The organism is Candidatus Pelagibacter communis (assembly GCF_001180225.1).
In the GTDB taxonomy this organism is placed as follows: Bacteria; Pseudomonadota; Alphaproteobacteria; order Pelagibacterales; family Pelagibacteraceae; genus Pelagibacter; species Pelagibacter ubique_D.
Genome location: NZ_CVST01000012.1, coordinates 57,246 through 74,725 on the forward strand (window position 1 = coordinate 57,246; position 17,480 = coordinate 74,725).

General features: G+C 28.5%; 18 protein-coding genes. 8 read left to right on the forward strand and 10 right to left on the reverse strand.

The annotated features are described in order from the left end of the window. Nucleotides 1-8 precede the first annotated feature (8 nt). Genes AMN99_RS00855 through AMN99_RS00885 form a run of 7 tightly spaced genes read right to left on the reverse strand, consistent with a single transcriptional unit; the run spans nucleotide 9 to nucleotide 6,627 of the window. Complete coding sequence (locus AMN99_RS00855; RefSeq protein ID WP_075505970.1) at nucleotides 9-1,736, reverse strand: S1 RNA-binding domain-containing protein; 1,728 nt, start codon at nucleotides 1,734-1,736, stop codon at nucleotides 9-11. Beyond that, nucleotides 1,736-2,392: a (d)CMP kinase gene (locus tag AMN99_RS00860; protein ID WP_075505971.1), complete on the reverse strand. Its 657-nt coding sequence runs from the start codon at nucleotides 2,390-2,392 to the stop codon at nucleotides 1,736-1,738. Before AMN99_RS00860 ends, AMN99_RS00855 begins: the two co-directional genes overlap by 1 nt. Next, nucleotides 2,389-3,708 (reverse strand): 3-phosphoshikimate 1-carboxyvinyltransferase, encoded by a 1,320-nt coding sequence (gene aroA, locus AMN99_RS00865; RefSeq protein ID WP_075505972.1) that lies wholly within the window; start codon nucleotides 3,706-3,708, stop codon nucleotides 2,389-2,391. Before aroA ends, AMN99_RS00860 begins: the two co-directional genes overlap by 4 nt. A gap of 9 nt (nucleotides 3,709-3,717) precedes the next feature. Then, entirely contained in the window at nucleotides 3,718-4,494 is a 777-nt protein-coding gene (locus AMN99_RS00870) for an ATP-binding cassette domain-containing protein (RefSeq protein WP_075505973.1), read from the reverse strand. Next, entirely contained in the window at nucleotides 4,481-5,047 is a 567-nt protein-coding gene (gene lptC / locus AMN99_RS00875) for an LPS export ABC transporter periplasmic protein LptC (protein WP_075505974.1), read from the reverse strand. Before lptC ends, AMN99_RS00870 begins: the two co-directional genes overlap by 14 nt. Then, nucleotides 5,048-6,016: a KpsF/GutQ family sugar-phosphate isomerase gene (locus AMN99_RS00880; protein ID WP_075505975.1), complete on the reverse strand. Its 969-nt coding sequence runs from the start codon at nucleotides 6,014-6,016 to the stop codon at nucleotides 5,048-5,050. It abuts the gene before it with no gap. After that, nucleotides 6,016-6,627, reverse strand: a complete 612-nt coding sequence (locus tag AMN99_RS00885; protein ID WP_075505976.1) for a ribonuclease D — start codon at nucleotides 6,625-6,627, stop codon at nucleotides 6,016-6,018. Before AMN99_RS00885 ends, AMN99_RS00880 begins: the two co-directional genes overlap by 1 nt. Nucleotides 6,628-6,643: 16 nt before the next feature. On the opposite strand from AMN99_RS00885, the gene AMN99_RS00890 reads away from it, so the two are divergent. Continuing rightward, a complete protein-coding gene (locus AMN99_RS00890; RefSeq protein ID WP_075505977.1) occupies nucleotides 6,644-7,627 on the forward strand; it encodes a complex I NDUFA9 subunit family protein in 984 nt (327 codons plus the stop codon). A 4-nt stretch (nucleotides 7,628-7,631) separates the two neighbouring features. On the opposite strand, the gene AMN99_RS00895 is transcribed toward AMN99_RS00890, so the two are convergent. Then, nucleotides 7,632-8,126 carry a GcrA family cell cycle regulator gene (locus tag AMN99_RS00895; RefSeq protein WP_075505978.1) on the reverse strand — a complete coding sequence of 165 codons (495 nt, stop codon included), beginning with the start codon at nucleotides 8,124-8,126 and terminating at the stop codon, nucleotides 7,632-7,634. Nucleotides 8,127-8,296: 170 nt separating this feature from the next. On the opposite strand from AMN99_RS00895, the gene AMN99_RS00900 reads away from it, so the two are divergent. Both AMN99_RS00900 and argF read left to right on the forward strand, forming a co-directional pair. Next, nucleotides 8,297-9,463, forward strand: a complete 1,167-nt coding sequence (locus AMN99_RS00900; protein WP_075505979.1) for an aspartate aminotransferase family protein — start codon at nucleotides 8,297-8,299, stop codon at nucleotides 9,461-9,463. 2 nt (nucleotides 9,464-9,465) lie between these two features. Beyond that, nucleotides 9,466-10,395, forward strand: coding sequence for an ornithine carbamoyltransferase (argF, locus tag AMN99_RS00905; RefSeq protein WP_075505980.1), 930 nt, complete (start codon nucleotides 9,466-9,468; stop codon nucleotides 10,393-10,395). Here the strand turns inward: argF and AMN99_RS00910 are convergent. Continuing rightward, nucleotides 10,387-10,926, reverse strand: a complete 540-nt coding sequence (locus AMN99_RS00910) for a c-type cytochrome (protein WP_075505981.1) — start codon at nucleotides 10,924-10,926, stop codon at nucleotides 10,387-10,389. The genes argF and AMN99_RS00910 overlap by 9 nt on opposite strands. Nucleotides 10,927-11,019: 93 nt before the next feature. Between AMN99_RS00910 and kdsB the strand changes: the two genes are divergently transcribed. The 5 genes from kdsB to recR all read left to right on the forward strand — a co-directional run bounded on the left by kdsB (nucleotide 11,020) and on the right by recR (nucleotide 15,300). Then, nucleotides 11,020-11,751 carry a 3-deoxy-manno-octulosonate cytidylyltransferase gene (gene kdsB, locus AMN99_RS00915; RefSeq protein ID WP_075505982.1) on the forward strand — a complete coding sequence of 244 codons (732 nt, stop codon included), beginning with the start codon at nucleotides 11,020-11,022 and terminating at the stop codon, nucleotides 11,749-11,751. Beyond that, complete coding sequence (locus tag AMN99_RS00920; protein ID WP_075505983.1) at nucleotides 11,751-12,587, forward strand: prephenate dehydratase domain-containing protein; 837 nt, start codon at nucleotides 11,751-11,753, stop codon at nucleotides 12,585-12,587. Before kdsB ends, AMN99_RS00920 begins: the two co-directional genes overlap by 1 nt. 138 nt (nucleotides 12,588-12,725) lie before the next feature. Then, the gene (dnaX, locus tag AMN99_RS00925) at nucleotides 12,726-14,375 is read left to right on the forward strand and encodes a DNA polymerase III subunit gamma/tau (protein WP_075505984.1); all 1,650 of its coding nucleotides are present in this window, start codon (nucleotides 12,726-12,728) and stop codon (nucleotides 14,373-14,375) included. Beyond that, nucleotides 14,368-14,685 carry a YbaB/EbfC family nucleoid-associated protein gene (locus AMN99_RS00930; protein WP_075505985.1) on the forward strand — a complete coding sequence of 106 codons (318 nt, stop codon included), beginning with the start codon at nucleotides 14,368-14,370 and terminating at the stop codon, nucleotides 14,683-14,685. Before dnaX ends, AMN99_RS00930 begins: the two co-directional genes overlap by 8 nt. Before the next feature lie 3 nt (nucleotides 14,686-14,688). Further along, nucleotides 14,689-15,300 carry a recombination mediator RecR gene (recR, locus tag AMN99_RS00935; protein WP_075505986.1) on the forward strand — a complete coding sequence of 204 codons (612 nt, stop codon included), beginning with the start codon at nucleotides 14,689-14,691 and terminating at the stop codon, nucleotides 15,298-15,300. Here the strand turns inward: recR and AMN99_RS00940 are convergent. Further along, nucleotides 15,287-17,449 (reverse strand): malate synthase G, encoded by a 2,163-nt coding sequence (locus AMN99_RS00940; protein ID WP_075505987.1) that lies wholly within the window; start codon nucleotides 17,447-17,449, stop codon nucleotides 15,287-15,289. The two genes, recR and AMN99_RS00940, sit on opposite strands and share 14 nt — an antisense overlap. Nucleotides 17,450-17,480: the final 31 nt, after the last annotated feature.

Genomic DNA, 17,480 nt, shown 5'->3' on the forward strand with positions numbered 1-17,480 from the left:
TTCTTCAATTATTCTTTCTCTTCTTCTTTTTTCTTTAAATCTTCAGATAATGATGAAAAAGGTAGGTTTTTACCAGAACCTTCAGATCCATATTTTTCAAGAGCTTCTTTTTTCTCAATTTCTTCAAGTAATCTAATACTTAATGTTACTTTTCTCTTATTCATGTCCAAATCTGCGATTGCACAGTCTAATTTTTCACCACCTGTCCACCTGCTTGGTCTAGCATCAGCAGCATTAATCGCTATTGCAGATTTTTTAATCTGGAAGTCCATTTCACAACCTTCTGGTCTTACTATAAGTCCTTTGTTATCAGTTGAAACAACCTTAACAGTTATTGTTTGATTTTTTGACTTATCTTTAAACCAGTCAAATGGATCTGCTTGAGTTTGTCTTAAACCAACTCTAATCTTTTGTTCTGAAGATTTTATTTCTAATACTTTAACTTTAAGTTTATCGCCTTTTTTATACTTAGACAGTTCTTCTTCACCATTATTTAAATAAGTTAAATCATTGCAATGTAAAAAAGCATCAATATCTAAATCTTCAATTTTAACAAATAAAGAATATTCATTTTTATTTACAACTTCTCCTTCAACAATTGTACCAACAGGATATTTTTTCTCAAATGTTTCAAAAGGATTATCCTGAGTTAATCTATGTGATATTGCAACACGCCTCTTGTCTTTGTCGATTTCGGTAATTACACAATTTATTTCATCTCCAACTTTAAACATTTTTTTTGCTGAAATATTTTTTTTAGTCCAGCTTAGTTCGCTTGAATGTAGCAAGGTTGTTAAACCTGGCTCTAGCTCACAAAAAGCTCCAAAGTCCATTAATTTTACTACTTTAACTTTGTAGATTTTATTTAATTCGTAATTTTCAATATGCTCAAAAGGATCTGGAGATAATTGTTTTACCGAACATCCAACTTGTAATTTTTCTTTATCAACACTGATAACTTTTAGGTCGTGTTTTTCACCTATATTAAACACTTCATCTGGATGATTTACTCTTGAATAAGAAATTTCTTGTAAATGTACCAATACATCTAATTCGCCATTTACATTAAAGAAGCATCCAAATGAACTGTATCCTTTTACTTCGGCACCTTTAATAATGTCTCCGACTTTATATTTCTCAACTATTTTTGCTTTATCTTCTTTCTTGAATGATGAAATTATTTCTCTTCTTGATACACAGGCATTACCTCTAACTTTATCTAATTTAATTAAAGCAAATTTCTGCGGCTCGTTCATTAGATGACTAATATCTTTTAAAGGCTTGTCACTAATCTGCGATCCAGGTAAAAACATTAGTGAACCCGTGTCTATATGTTCGACTATACATCCACCTTTACACTTAGATGTGATTTTTCCCATGATAGGTTCATTTTTTTCATATGCTTCTACTAGTTTGTCCCAACCTTTAATTTTTTGAGCTTTACTTGCGGAAACTAAAACTTCGCCATGTTTATCTTCAATTTTTTCCAGTAGAACAGGAATAGTTTCTCCAACTTTAATCTTTTCTGAAAGACCCATGCTCTTTAATTCATTAATATCCAGAACTGGTTCTGATTTAAGGCCTTCAACAAATAAAAATACAAATTTCTCTGTAATTTTATTTATTTTACCTTCAATAATTTTACCTTCTTCTATTTGTACTTTTGAAAGCTGACTGCTTAGTAATTTTTCAAATTCTTGAGATGCTGGATTTGATAAATCTTTATAAATTTCCATTAATTATTTATTTTCCTGTCTATTATTTTTTTTATTTTTAAAAAACATGCCCTTTTATTAAGGTTTGTCGTATTAATCAATAGTGAATCTTTTGTTTTCTTTAATGGAGATATTTTTCTACATAAATCACTTTTATCGCGTTTTTTAATGCTTTTTAGGACTTCTTTATAAGTTATATTTTTTTTAAGAATTTTTAATTCTTTATATCTCCTTAATGCTCTAGTTCTTACATTTGCAGTTATATAAAATTTAAAGTCAGCGTCAGGAATAATATTGTACGTAATATCCCTCCCATCCAAACAAGAACCTTTATATTTTTTTGGTGGGTTGTATGCACAATTGATTTGAAAAGAGTGGACTAATTTTCTTATAGATTTGATTTTAGAAATTATAGAAGCTTCAGTTCCAATTTCATCTGATAATAAATCTTTATTTGCCAGGTCTTTTATTTTCAATAATTTAATTTTTGATTTTACAAATTTATTGTTAAATTTTTTTGGAAAATTAATTTTTAGATAGGCGATAAATCTATAAATTTTTCCAGTATCAAGATAAAATAGATTATAATGTTTAGAAATAGCTTTAGATAAAGTTCCTGCACCTGCTGCTGCAGGCGAGTCAATGGCGATCTTTAAAATATTTTTTTTTTTTATCATTTTTTTAAATCATTTATAATTTTCAAAAAATTTGGAAAGGAAGTCTTGATTGAATCTTTGTCATAAATTTTCCATGATCCTCCAAATGATAAAGCAGCTATTACACTTGTCATAAATACCCTGTGATCTTTTAGATAGTTTTTAATAATTATTTTTTTTTTGATTTTTAAATTTGGATTTCCGTATATTTTAATTGAATTTTCTGTCATTAAAGTTTTTATACCAATTTTATTAAGAATGTAATTGCCCCAAAATAATCTAGGACTTTCTTTTTGATTTAATTCTGAGAGATTTTTAAAATAAGAAATTCCATTAGCTTTTGCTGCTAATAAAAATATAATTAAAAACTCATCTATAGCTCCACTATTATATTTAGGTGGGCAATTAATTGATTTTATATTTTTAGGGCTTGTTATTTTTATATCAGCTATTTTTTCTCCTTTATAATTTCTCTTATTTTTAAAATTTATTTTAATACCCATTTTTTTAAGTATAGTGATTATGCCAGTTCTAGAAGAATTAATATTTACATTTTTAATTGTTAATTTTGAATTTTCTGACAACGCAGTTAAAACTAAAAAAAAAGCACTCGAACTAATATCTGAGGGAATTGTATAATTTAAAGGTTTTATTTTTTTTACTTTTTCAATTTTTATCTTATCATAATTTCTCTCTTTTTTTACTGTGATTGGTAAGCGTAAGTGTTTGCAAAGTATTTCTGTATGATTTCTTGATTTCTTTGCTTTAATTAAAGTTTTTCCATTTGTTTTAAGACCCGCAAAGATAACCGAACTTTTGCATTGGGCTGAACCTTTATTTTCAAAATATTCAATCGGTCTCAAGTTATCTGAGCCATAAATTTTTAAAGGAAGACCTTTATTTTTATTCAACTTAAATTTGGCTCCAAATTTACTTAAAGGTTCTGCAATCCTTCTAAAATCTCTTTTAGATAAACTTTTGTCTCCAATTATTTTTATGGGATATGGTGTATCTATTAATAAACCTAAAATTAATCTTCCCAAGGTGCCTGAGTTTTGTGCATTAATTGTAATATTTTTTTTATATTTATAACCTTCAAGTCCTCTTCCATAAATTTTACATAAATTCTTTTTTATTTTTGACTCAATACCTAATTTTTTGACTGCTTTAAGAGCTGCTAAAACATCTTCAGATTTCAAGAGATTTCTTGAAGTGGAAACTCCGTTTGCCAAAGATGAAAATAATATCCATCTAATACTTATGCTTTTATCTCCACTAACACTAATCTTTTTGTCAAAGCTATTGATTTTTTTGGTGATTATCAGTTCATTAGACATAAAAAATATTTAACTTATTTTGAAACTATCTCCAAAATAAGCATTTTTAGCTTTTATATTTTTTACTAAATTTGAAGGTGTATCTTGGGCAATAATTTTTCCATTATTTAGTATCATTGCAATATCACATGTGGCAAGGAGATCTCTTGCTTGATGATCGCAAATGCAAGTAGTTATATTGTGCTCTTGTTGCAAGTTTACAATTGTTTCTTGTAACATTTTAATTGTTAATACATCTAGAGCAGCATAAACTTCATCTAATAACAGCACTTTAGGATCACTTAAAAGAGCTAATGCAATAACAAGCCTTTTTTTTTGTCCCCCAGATAAAAACTTAGCTTTCACATCCCTTAAGTTGTCAAATTCAAATTTTGATATTAGATAATTAATTTTTTCTGTCCTATAGTTTTTTTGGTCAATAACTATCTCACTTATTGCTTTTAAATTTTCGTAAAGTGTTAAATCACTAAAATATCCTCCATACTGCGGACAATAAGAAGTCTTAAATTTCTTTGATCTTATATAAACAGGATAATTAGTAACATCTTCTCCATAAATTTTGATTTTTCCACTTTTTGGTTTAATTAGACCAGTTATTAAATTAAATATTGTACTTTTTCCAGCACCGTTAGGGCCCAACATTCCATGAATTGAGTTTTTGTTTATTTTAAAATTAATATTGTCTAAGATTAATCTGTTTCCATAAGATAATGAAACGTTTTCAAACTCTATTGCTGAGTCTTGTTGTTTGAATGATTTTATCCTGAATTTTTTAATTATTGCCATTATAATTTTTACTTTTCATCTTTACTTTATCTTTATTTTTATACATGAAAATTTTTGCATCTTTAGAGTCAATTTTAATCTCCAATACGTCTGCTTTAATTACATTTTCTAGATTACTATAAACCACATTTTTAGAAATAATCATTGTATTTCTATTAATTGAAAAATCCATATAGTCACTCTTAATATTATTTTCTAAATATTTTATTATTACATTTTTTGAAAAAATTGTATCATAGTTTAAATTATCATACTTTCCAAAATCTGAGGTAATAGTTATATCCTGCGAATTAGTCAAAATAATTTTTGCACTCACATTTGTTAAATATATGATATTATCTTTGTTGTAGTCTATTTCTCCTGTTTCAGCTCTTATAATAAATTTGTTTCCTTTAGAGTCTTGAGACTTGTATTCAACATTTTCTATTATATTTTGAATGTAATTTTCATCTAAATCAATCGGAAGGTTTTTTTTGTCAAAGTGTTGCTCTATGAGTTTATAAGAAATGGTAATGGATGATAAAATAATTGCTAGAATTATTATCTTTCTCATTTAAGAAATATTTGATTGTAAAATTGTATGTATGTGTATTAATCCTATAACTTTTGCAGGTTCTTTGTTATTAACAACAATCAAAGATGTTATTTTTTTATTATTCATTATAGAAAGTGCTTTGGCAGCAAGTTCATTTTTATCAATATATAGTGGGTTTTTAGTCATAACATCCTTAACTAAAAAAGAGTGTAGAGTTTTTTCTTTTTGACTAAATCTTCTTAGTTGTCCATCTGTAATAATGCCAACTAGTTTTTTATTTTTATTAACAACAATCAACACTCCTAATTTTTTTTTAGTTAAAATTTTTATTGCATTTCTCATTTGCAAAGCTTCATTCACAAGAGGAAGATCTTTACCTGTTATCATAATATCATCTACGGTTTTTAATTGAGCTCCCAGACTTCCAGCAGGATGAAGTTTTTTGAATTCCATTTTACCAAATTTTTTATATTTCATTGCAGCTATTGCAATTGAATCACCCAATGCAAGCTGTGTAGTAGTACTTGATGTGGGAACTATACCTTCAGCTTCTTCAACTTTTGGAATAAGCAGTTTTATGTCTGAACTTTTGTGTAGAATAGAATCTTTTTTTGATACAATGCCAATTATTAAAATTTTATTTCTTTTCGCAAATTGTATTATATTTTTTAGTTCACTAGTTTCTCCTGAGTTACTAATAAGTATTAAAATATCTTTTTTAGATATCATCCCTAAATCTCCGTGAGATGCTTCACTTGCAGATAGACTGAAAGAGGGCGTTCCCACAGAAGCTAGGGTTGCAGCAATTTTAGATGCTATAAGTCCACTTTTCCCTACTCCACACAATATTACTTTTGATTGACAATTTGCTACTTCGTATACAGCTTTAGTAAATGATTGGTTGATACTTTTTTTTAAACTTTGAAGAGCTTTAATTTCAAGATTAATTACATCCTTTGAAATAGAAATAAATTTTTTTTTATTCATTAATGAGACCAGATATCATCTTTAAATAGAGCGAGATCAAGTTCAACTCTTGTTTTTAAAAACTTTAAGCAATTTTCATAAAGTTTTATTCTATTCTCTCTTTCTAATATTTTTTTTAATTCTTTGTGTATTTGGTGTAAATAAATTACATCATTCGCACAGTATTTGAGTTGGGCTGAAGATAGTTCTCCACCAAAATCTGAGCTTTGAAATTGTTTGCTAATATCTATATTTACAAATTCTTTTATTAATGTTTTTAAAGAGTGATTATCTGAATAAGATCTTGCAAGTTTAGATGCAATTTTTGTATCTAAAATATTATTAGTATCTGTTTCTAAATAATACTTAATATGGGCTATATCAGCACGCCCATAATGAAAAATTTTAGTTATATTTTTATCACTTAATAATTTCACTAAATTTGGTGCATTATAATTTTTTCTATCAAATTGGACTATATGTGCATCTGATTTTCCCGAAGATATTTGAATTAAACACAATGGGTCACGCCTAACATTTAGACCCATAAACTCACCATCTACGGCAATTATATTGCCTAAATTTAAATCATCTGGTAGATCATTTTTATGAAGTTGAATATTATTACTCATTATTAAACATATATATATGAAAGCAAAAAATTGTCTAATTTTTGGTGGAAGTGGTCAAATTGGTCGAAATTTAATTAGGAAGCTTACAAAGAAAAATTATCAAGTAACTGTTGTAACAAGAAACATTCATCAAAAAAGTTATATTATTAAAACCCAAGCAAATGCTGGCTATATAGATATTGTAGAGTCAAATATTTTTGAGGAAAAAAAACTTAGAAATCTTTTTGAAAAAGCAGATATATGTGTAAACTTAGTTGGTATTTTGTTTGAGTCAAAAAAAGGAAATACTTTTAAAAATATTCACACAATTTTTCCTTCTTTGTTATCTAAGCTTTCAAAACAATACAAACTAAAACATTTTATTCATCTATCAGCACTTGGGATAAACGAGGCTATAGACTCTGATTATGCTAAAAGTAAATTAGAGGGTGAGGAAAGAATTCTAAAAAATTTTCCTTTAGGTACAATTATCAGACCTTCAATTGTTTATTCAGTAGATGATAACTTTACGACAAATTTTATGACACTTTTAAGCAGATTGCCAATATTTCCACTTTATTATAAAGGCAAAACGAAATTTGCACCAATTCACTGTTCTGACCTAACAGACGTTATTTTTAATGTTATTTCTAATAATATTAATTCCAAAATCATTGAATGCGTTGGCCCAGAAATAATTTCATTTAAAGAAATAATAGAAAAATTATTAAATTTAATTGGAAAAAAAAGATTGTTAATACCAATACCTTTACCTATAGCTCAAATGTCAGCGAGATTTTTTGAAGTAATGCCCAAACCACTTTTGACCAGAGATCAATTAAAACTTCTAAAATATGACAATGTTTTATCTGGAAACTATAAATCTAATTCAGATATAGGAGTGCCTAGTTTGAGATACTTCGACGAAGAAGTTAAAAAATATTGCTATATGTGGAGGGAAGGTGGTCAATTTTCTACAGAAAAATATAATTCAGATAATATAGATATTAAAACGAGCTAAGATTCTAAGCAGATTTAATTTTCTTTTCAAGAAATTCTGGAACTTCCTCTTTTTCTGTAACTTCTTCTTTTTTACCTTTTGGTTGATAAGCATAAAGTAAATGAAGTTTACAATAAGAGAAGTCTTTTAAAGAGGATCTGCCACAAAAATAAAATTCTTTTTCATCTGGATCACCTATTGGCCACTTACATGAATTTTCATCCAGCTCCTCTAACTGTTTAGGATTTTCTGGTTCAAAATCTTTTTCAATGATTAATGATTTAAATTTACTTTTACGACCTCTTTTTGATTGAATGTAATTTTGCTCTCTTGGGTTTTCAAAATTTTTATTAGAAGTAGCAGTTCTAGTTTTGATTTTCGCTGAAAGATTTAATCTATGAGCTTTACCAATCACAGCATTACGACTTATACCTCCAATAATCTCAGCTATTTGACTAGCTGTATTACCTTTGCCCCACAATTCTTTTAATTTTGAAACTTTTTCTTCAGTCCAACTCATATCTACATGTTGTATTATTTATTTATAAAATGACAATATACTGTTATTAATTTAAGTTAAACAATCAATAAATTAGAGTTATCAACAATAAAAGCTAATCTCAAATAAAATTAGTTTTTCAATCATAACTTGTATCTATGAAATAAAATTTATAAAAACGAATTTAATTTATGAGTAATTTAGCAAAAAATTATAATAGAAAAAAAATTTCATTTAATTATGGAAAGGGAAGCTATCTTTATTCAAATGATGGAAAAAAATATCTTGATTTTGTCATGGGTATTGCAGTTAATTCCTTAGGCCACGCTCATCCAAGTTTAGTAAAAACTATAAATAACCAATCAAAAAAGCTTTGGCATGTTTCAAACGCTTTTCAAATTCCAGAAGGAGAAATTCTAGCAAAAAAACTATGTAAAAAAACATTCGCTGATTATGTAATGTTTCAAAATAGTGGAGCAGAAGCAACAGAGGCAGCAATTAAAGTTGCTAGAAGATATTTTTTTTCAATAGGTAAACCAAATAAAAATAGAATTTTATGCATTAAAAATTCATTTCATGGAAGAACACTAGCTGCAATTTATGCTAGTGGGTCAAAGAAAATGACAGAAGGATTTGGCCCTAAAGTAAAAGGCTTTGATCATTTTATCTTTGGAGACCACAAGGCATTAGAAAAGAAAATAACAAAAGACACTGCAGCTATAATGGTTGAAACTATAATGGGAGAGGGAGGAATTAAAGTTATTCCAGATTTTTGTTTAAGAGAGCTCAGAAAATTATGTGATAAGAAAAAAATTCTTTTAATCTTAGATGAGGTTCAATGTGGAATAGGCAGATCAGGAGATTTTTTTGCATTTGAAAAATCTAAAGTAAAACCAGACATAGTCCCAATAGCCAAAGGAATTGGAGGTGGGTTTCCAATAGGAGCAGTTCTGATGAATAAAAAAGTAGCTGCAGGCATGGTACCCGGCACTCATGGATCTACATTTGGAGGTAATCCATTAGCTATGTCAGTTGGAAATAAAGTAATGGATATAGTTTCAAATAAAAAGTTTTTAAATAATGTAAAAAAATTATCTAAATATTTCTTATCAAACTTAAACAAAATTAAGGAAAAATATCCTCGCATTATTAAACAAATAAGGGGAAGAGGTTTTTTAATCGGAATACAGCTGCATCAAGATCAGACAAGTTTCATTAAAAAATTAATGGAAAATAAATTATTAACTATTCGTGCAGCAGAAAATGTCGTCAGAGTTCTACCACCTCTTAATGTTAAAAAAAGTGAGCTTGATGAAGCTTTAAAAATTATAAATAAAGTTTGCGGTCAATTTAAATAATTATGAAACATTTTATAAATTTAAAAGATATTCCTGGGAAAGATTTAAGAAAAATAATTACTGATGCAAAAAAAAGAAAAAGTTCAAGAAAAAAACTTAATACATTAGAGACAGACAAAGGTGCTCCATTAAAAGGTAAAATTTTGATCCAGATGTTTGAAAAACCAAGCTTAAGAACAAGAATGAGCTTTTATTTAGCAATAAAACAGCTTGGAGGAGGTACTGTAACACTTAGATCTAATGAACTTCATTTAGGACAAGGTGGTGAAAGTATATCAGATACAGCGAAAGTTTTATCAACTTATGGTGATGGATTTATGTTGAGAACAGATAGCGATAAAAAAATTGAAGATTTTAAAAAATATTTATCTATTCCAGTTATTAATGGTTTGAGCCCATCTTCGCATCCAACTCAAGTGCTTTCAGATATTTTTACAGTTGAGGAGATTACAAAAAAACCCATTTCTAAATTAAATATTTGCTGGATTGGAGACTCAAATAATGTATTGGATAGTTTAATCGCTGCTTCAGTTAAATTTTCTTTTAAATTAAGCATTGGTTGTCCAAAAAACTTCGAACCAGGAAAAGAAGTAAGAAGTTGGGTAAAAAAAAATAAAAGAAAAATTTATATTTATAATAATCCAAAAAAAGCTGCTAGTGGAGCTGATGTAATTTTTTCTGACAAAGTTATTTCGTTAAATGACAAAGTAAATAAAAAGAAAAAAATTCAGGCATTTAAAAAATTTAAAATTGATAAAAAATTAATGAGTTTTGCAAATAAGAATTGTATTTTTTTGCATTGTCTCCCTAGAGGGAATGAAGTATCTGAAGATATTTTCTTAGGAAAAAAATCTCATGTATGGGTACAGGCTCTTAACAGAGTTCATGTTCAAAAAAGTATACTGTTGTATTGTTTTGGAAAATTAAGGTAGTGGAACTGGGCTATCTGAATTTTCATTTAGATACTTAATTACCGAAGCTCTATCTGCTTCTTTTCTTAACCCTGCATAAGCCATTTTTGTACCTTTAATATATTTTGCGGGTTTTTTTAGAAATCCATTTAGCTCTTCAAATGTCCATTCTTTTTCATAAGCAGCTAATGCTTTTGAATATTTATAATCTTCAACTGCTCCAACTTTTCTTCCAACGACATTATATAAAGCTGGACCTATAGCATTTTTTCCACCTTTTATTATTGAGTGACAGGCTGCACACTTTTTAAATATTTTTTCTCCACTTGCTATATCTCCCATAGCCATTAATGCAGCAATGTCGACTTTTTCTTCTGCAGTAGTTGTTGTAGAAGATGACGCAGTAGACACTTGTTCAACTTCCACCGTGTAACCTGGAGTTTCTGGTTTTTCTACATGAAAAATTACATCAGATAATTTTCCTATACCAATAACAAGAAGTGCTACCATTAGAACTGCAGCTACAATTTTGTTAATTTCAAAAGAATCCATTTTTATAAATTTAATTTTGAACGTATAACATGATAAATTAAAATTTGACTAAAATTTAATGTACAAATTTGCCTCTATTTTAATTAGTGATTAATGAAAACTCTTATAATTATACCCTCTAGATTATCCGCAGCTAGACTTCCAGGAAAACCATTATTAAAAATCAATGATATTTCAATTATTTCACATGTATTTAATAAGGCAAAAGAAGCAAATATTGGAGAGGTATTTGTTGCTGCAGAGGATCAAGAGATTGTCAATGATGTTAAAAATAATGGAGGAAATGCTATTTTAACAAGTGATAAGCATAAAACTGGTACAGACCGAATATATGAAGCTTATCAAAAACTCAACTTAGATAATGTTGATTTTATAATGAACCTACAGGGTGACGAGCCAGCAATAAATATAGAGGATATTGTAAACCTAAACCAAATGATGATAGATCATAAAGCAAAAATAGGAACCCTTGCTGCTAAAATTGAGAATAAATCAGATTTAGCAAATGAGAATATAGTTAAAGTTATTACTGAAAATAATTTTGAAGATGACCCGTTTTCTAAAGCAAAAATATTTTTAAGGAAATCTGAAGATACCTCAAATATTTATCACCATATTGGAATTTACTGTTATTCATCTGAAATTCTTAAAAACTTTGTTGAATTACCACAATCAAAAAATGAAATTGAAAATAAATTAGAACAACTTCGAGCTCTAGACAATAATATCAAAATAAATGTTGCTCTAGCAAGTAAAGCCCCTATAGGAGTTGATACAGAGGAAGATTATCTGGCTTTAAAAAAAATAATGGAATATAAGTCCTGATGGGTAAAATATATTTTCAAGGAACATTTGGAGCTTATTCTCATTTAGCAGCGTTATCAATTGACCCTGATGCTGAGATTTTACCTTGTAAAACTTTTGATGATTGTTTTAATAAAGCTTCGGAAGAACCTGATTGTAGAATAATAATTCCAGAGTCTAATAGAATTACAGGAAATATAGGAATTGAATATTTAATCTTTAAGCATAGGTTGAATATTTACCGAGAACACTTTCAAAAAATCGAACATAATTTATTAGGTCAACAGGGAGCTAAACTGTCTGATATAAAAGAAGTTTATTCTCATGCACAGGGTTTATCGCAATGTTCAAATTTCATAAAAGAAAATAATATTGCTGAACATATAAGAGCAGATACAGCTGGATCAGCCGAAATGATTTCTAAAACAAAAGACAAAAAACAGGCAGCAATAGCATCATCTCTAAGTGCTGAAATTTATAATCTTGATGTAATTAAAAAAAATATAGAAAACGAGAGTGGAAATTTAACACGGTTTCTTGTTATGGGAAAAAATATATCTCAACCTGATTTTGGAAATAAAAAATATATAACTTCATTTTTATTTAAACTTAAAAGTAAACCTGCAGCTCTTTATCAATCGCTTGGAGGATTTGCTATCAATGGAGTAAATCTTACTAAGCTTCAAAGTTACCCTGAAAAAAATTCTTTCGACTCATATTTTTTCTTATGTGATTTAGATGGACATATTGAAGATCCAAAAGTTCAAAAATCTCTTGAAGAGCTAGGCTTACATTGTGAGGATTTTCACGTCCTAGGTGTTTTTGAAGCCGATAGTTTGAGACAAAAAAAACAATAATCTTTTCTTGTAGATTAGAAATTTTAACTGCTATAATAGATTTGGAGGCTAGAGGTGGATGCTGCTTGAACCCGACCAGATCTTAACGGAAGCAGTCGTAGAGACAGTTATTCAGGTTCTAGTCTCCTTGAAAAATATATGAATAACAATTCAAAAGTACTAGCTCTTAAATATAGACCTCAAATATTTGATGATCTTATTGGTCAAGAAGTTGTTGCTGAAACAATTATAAACTCAATAAAAGCTGACAAAGTACCTAATGCATATTTGTTTACTGGTATTAGAGGGATTGGAAAAACTACAACTGCAAGAATAGTAGCAAAAGCCTTGAATTGTTTAAATGGTATTGAAAAAATGTGCATTGATAATTTGTGTGAAAATTGTCAGTCGATTGCAAACTCAAGTCACATTGATGTACTTGAAATGGATGCGGCCAGCAAGACAGGAGTTGATGATGTTAGAGATCTAATTGAGTTTTCTAGATACGGACCTACTTCAGCAAAGTACAAAATTTTTATAATCGATGAAGTTCACATGTTAAGTAAACAAGCTTTTAATGCTTTACTAAAAACATTGGAAGAACCACCTTCATATTTAAAATTTATTTTTGCCACAACAGAAATAAAAAAGATTCCTATAACAGTCGTTTCAAGGTGTCAGCGTTTTGACCTTTCAAGGATTAAATCTTCTGAATTGTTAGATTTTATAAAAAAAATTAAAGATAAAGAAAACGGAAAAGTTACGGATGACGCTCTAAAATTAATTGTAAAAATATCAGAGGGCTCAGTAAGAGATGCATTATCACTGTTAGATAGAGCGTTATTGAGTTTAGATAATGATAAAGAACTAGATTTAAATTCTGCTCAAAAGATTTTTGGTTATTTTGATAAATCACAATTAATTGATTTATTTGAATTGATATTAAGAGGAGAAGAAGAAAAGGTAATAAAAATTTATAGAAAAATATACGATCAGGGAGTTGAACCAAAAATATTTTTAAATGATTTTTTAGAATTGTTGTATTACTTTAAAAATATAAATTCTTTAACTTTAGAAAGTACAAATTTTTCTCTCAATGATGAAGAATTTAACAAAATAAAAAATATTTCTAATCAAATCCAACCATATGTATTAATTTTATTTTGGCAATTTTCTATCAAGTCGTTAGAAGAATTAGATATTGTATCAAATCAACATTTATCAATTGAGATGTTTTTGATTAGATTAATGCACTTAAATTCTGTAAAACAAGTCAAACAAATAGACACTAGACCTACAGAAGAAAATTCAACTAGCGAAATTGAAATAAAAAGAGAGACTAAAATTATTGACCAAATAAAAAATATTTCTCAAGAAGAAAAAAAGAATCCTGAAATACAAACAGAAGTTAAAGCAGAGATTAAAACTCAAATTAATTCTTTTGATGAATTAATTAATACTTGCACAAGTAAAAGAGAATTAAAACTTAAATTTGAATTAGAGAAAAATGTCAATTTGGTTAAATTTGAAAAAAATAGGATTGAGATTTCATTTAATGACAGCCTTGATAAAGATTTTGTAAAAGATCTTTCCACAAAGCTTTTTGAATGGACAAAAGAAAGATGGATTATCACACTTAGTAAATCAAAAGGAGATCTTTCAATTAGAGAAAAGAAAGAAAATGAAAAAAAAATATTAATTGAAAAAGCTAAACAAACTGAAATTTATAAAAACTTTATGGAAAATTTTCCTGATGCAGAACTGGTAGATGTTAAATCGATAATTAAGGAGGATAAAAATAATGACTGATTTTAATAAAATATTAGACAAAGCAAAAGAACTTGAAGCAAAAATGAAAGAGAGTCAGCAAAAAATTAAGGAGATTAGAGTAGAGGGTATTTCTGGCTCAAATTCAGCAAAAATCGTCTTGGATGGAGAAGGTGAAATGCAATCAATTAAACTATCAGATGAAATAATGAAAGAAGACAAATCAATAATAGAAGATTTAATTGTAGCTGCACATAATAACGCCAAATCACAATTAAAGTCGAAAACATCAGAAGAGATATCAAAAGCCACAGGTGGTTTTGGAACACCTGGTTTTAAGTGGCCACTATAGCAGATGCAAAATATTAACGAGATTGAGGAATTAATAAAATTAATTTCAAAGCTTCCAGGTTTGGGGCCAAAATCTGCAAAAAGGATTGTTTTAAAACTCATTAATAACCGTGATGAATTAGTAAAACCAATGGCAAATACATTGGCTCAAGTTTATAAAAATGTAACTAGATGTAATTCTTGTGGTTCACTTAAATCAATTTCAACTGGATGTATAAATTGTGAAAATACAAAAAATAAATATTCAAAGATTTGTGTTGTAGAAGACATTGCTGATCAATGGTCGATTGAAAATTCAAATATTTATCAAGGGTATTTTCACATTCTGGGAGGCACCATTTCATCAGTAGGTCAAAGAAAAGAAGATTTACTTGTAAACTCGTTGGTTGAGAGAGTTAATCGAGATAAAATTGAAGAAGTTATATTAGCCACAAGTGCAACTGTTGAAGGTCAAACTACTGCTTACTACATTCAAGATAGCCTGAAAAATTCCAATGTAAAAATTACAAAACTTGCACAGGGGCTACCTGTAGGTGGTGAAATTGAAAGTTTAGATGACGGGACTTTATTTTCTGCTTTTAAAAATCGGTCTAATTTAGTTTCTAATTCAGATTAGACTTTTTAGTAAGTCTATTTAAATGCAGTAAAGGTTCAGTATAACCAGATGGTTGTTCTTTTCCTTTAAACACCAAATCACAAGCGGTTTGAAATGCAATTGAATTTTCAAAGTTATCACTCATTCTTACATAATTAGAGTCATTTTTATTTTGATCATCTACAATTTTAGCCATGTCTTTAAGAATTTCTACAACTTGAATTTTTGTTGTAATTCCGTGATGTATCCAATTTGCAATATGTTGAGATGAAATTCTAAGTGTGGCTCTATCTTCCATCAAACCTACGTTATTTATATCCGGTACTTTAGAGCATCCAACTCCTTGATCGATCCATCTGACCACATAACCTAATAAAGTTTGAGCTGAGTTAGAAATTTCTTTATTAATTTCATCTACAGACCAATTTGGTCTATCAGCAGTAGGTATTGTTAAAAGATCATCAAGTTTTGCTTGTTCTCTATTTTTAATTTTTTGTTGTTCATCAAAAATATTGATTTCATGATAATGTAGTGAATGCAAAGCTGCAGCAGTTGGAGATGGAACCCATGCACAATTTGCACCTGCTTTTAAATGCCCAGTTTTTTGCTCCATCATATCTTTCATTTTATCAGGCATTGCCCACATTCCTTTTCCAATTTGAGCTTTTCCAGAAAATCCACATTTTAAACCAATATCAACATTGTTGTTTTCATATGCTGTAATCCATTTTGAAGTTTTCATGTCACCTTTTTTAATCATTGGACCAGCTTCCATAGAGGTGTGCATTTCATCACCAGTTCTGTCTAGAAAACCTGTATTTATAAAGAAAACTCTATTTTTTAAGGATCTAATGCACTCTTTTAAATTAGCTGAAGTTCTTCTTTCTTCATCCATTATTCCAATCTTGCAGGTATATTTTGGTAAACCTAAAACTTCTTCAACTTTTGAGAAAAGCAAATCAGTAAATGCAGTTTCATCTGGTCCATGCATTTTTGGTTTCACAATATAAATAGAACCAGTTCTTGAATTAGTTTTTTTCTTAATATCATGAAGGGCTGCAGCTGTAGTAATGAATGCATCCATTATTCCTTCTGGAACTTCACTGCCATCTTTTAAAATTATTGATGGATTAGTCATTAAGTGACCAACATTTCTAACTAGTAGTAAACTTCTTCCATGAAGCTTTAAACCTTTTCCATCTTTTGAAATATAGCTTCTGTTAGGGTTAAGTTTTCTTTCAAATAATTTTCCTTCTTTTTCAAATTTTGATTTTAGATCACCCTTCATCAGACCTAGCCAATTTCTGTAACAAACAATTTTATCTTCTGCGTCTACAGCAGCAACACTATCTTCGTTATCGCATATAGTTGACACCGCAGATTCTAAAATAATGTCACTAATCCCAGCATGATCTTGTTGAGCCGCAAAAGCTCTAGAGTTTTTTAAAATTTCTATATGTAAATTGTTATTTTTTAAAATTATAGCAGAAGGGTTGTCAGCTTCACCCCTATGTCCAATAAACTTATTCTCATCTACCAAATCATAAATATCAGCACCTTTTAAAGCTTTAAATTTTCCATACTTAACCGCAAAACTTGTAATTTTTTGCCAACTCAATCCTGCTAATGGAAAATATTTATCTAAAAAATCTCTTCCATATTTTATTACCATCTCACCTCTTAACGGATCGTATCTTTCAGATACGCTATCTTCTGATTGTTCAATTACATCTGTTCCATACAGACTATCGTATAAGCTCATCCATCTAGCATTAGCTGCATTTAATGCGTATCTCGCATTCATGACTGGTACAACAAGTTGAGGCCCAGCAATACTTGTTATTTCCTCATCAACATTTTGAGTTGATATTTCAAAATCATCACCTTCTTCTCTCAAATAACCAATTTCTGTTAAAAATTTTTTATATTCTGATAAATTAAATTCATTTCCCTTATTTTTTATGTGCCAATTGTCTATTTGCTTCTGTAATTCTTCTCTAAATTTAATTAATTCTTTATTTTTAGGTGCTAATTCATTGACTGTTTTCTCAAAACCTGACCAAAAATTATCAACAGATAGATCTGTTTCTTTTAATAGCTCGTCGCTAATAAATTGAGAAAGTTTTTCAGATACTTTTAAAGTTTTAATATTTATATATTTTTCTTGCATATCACTTAAATTACCCCATCTGTATTTTTGC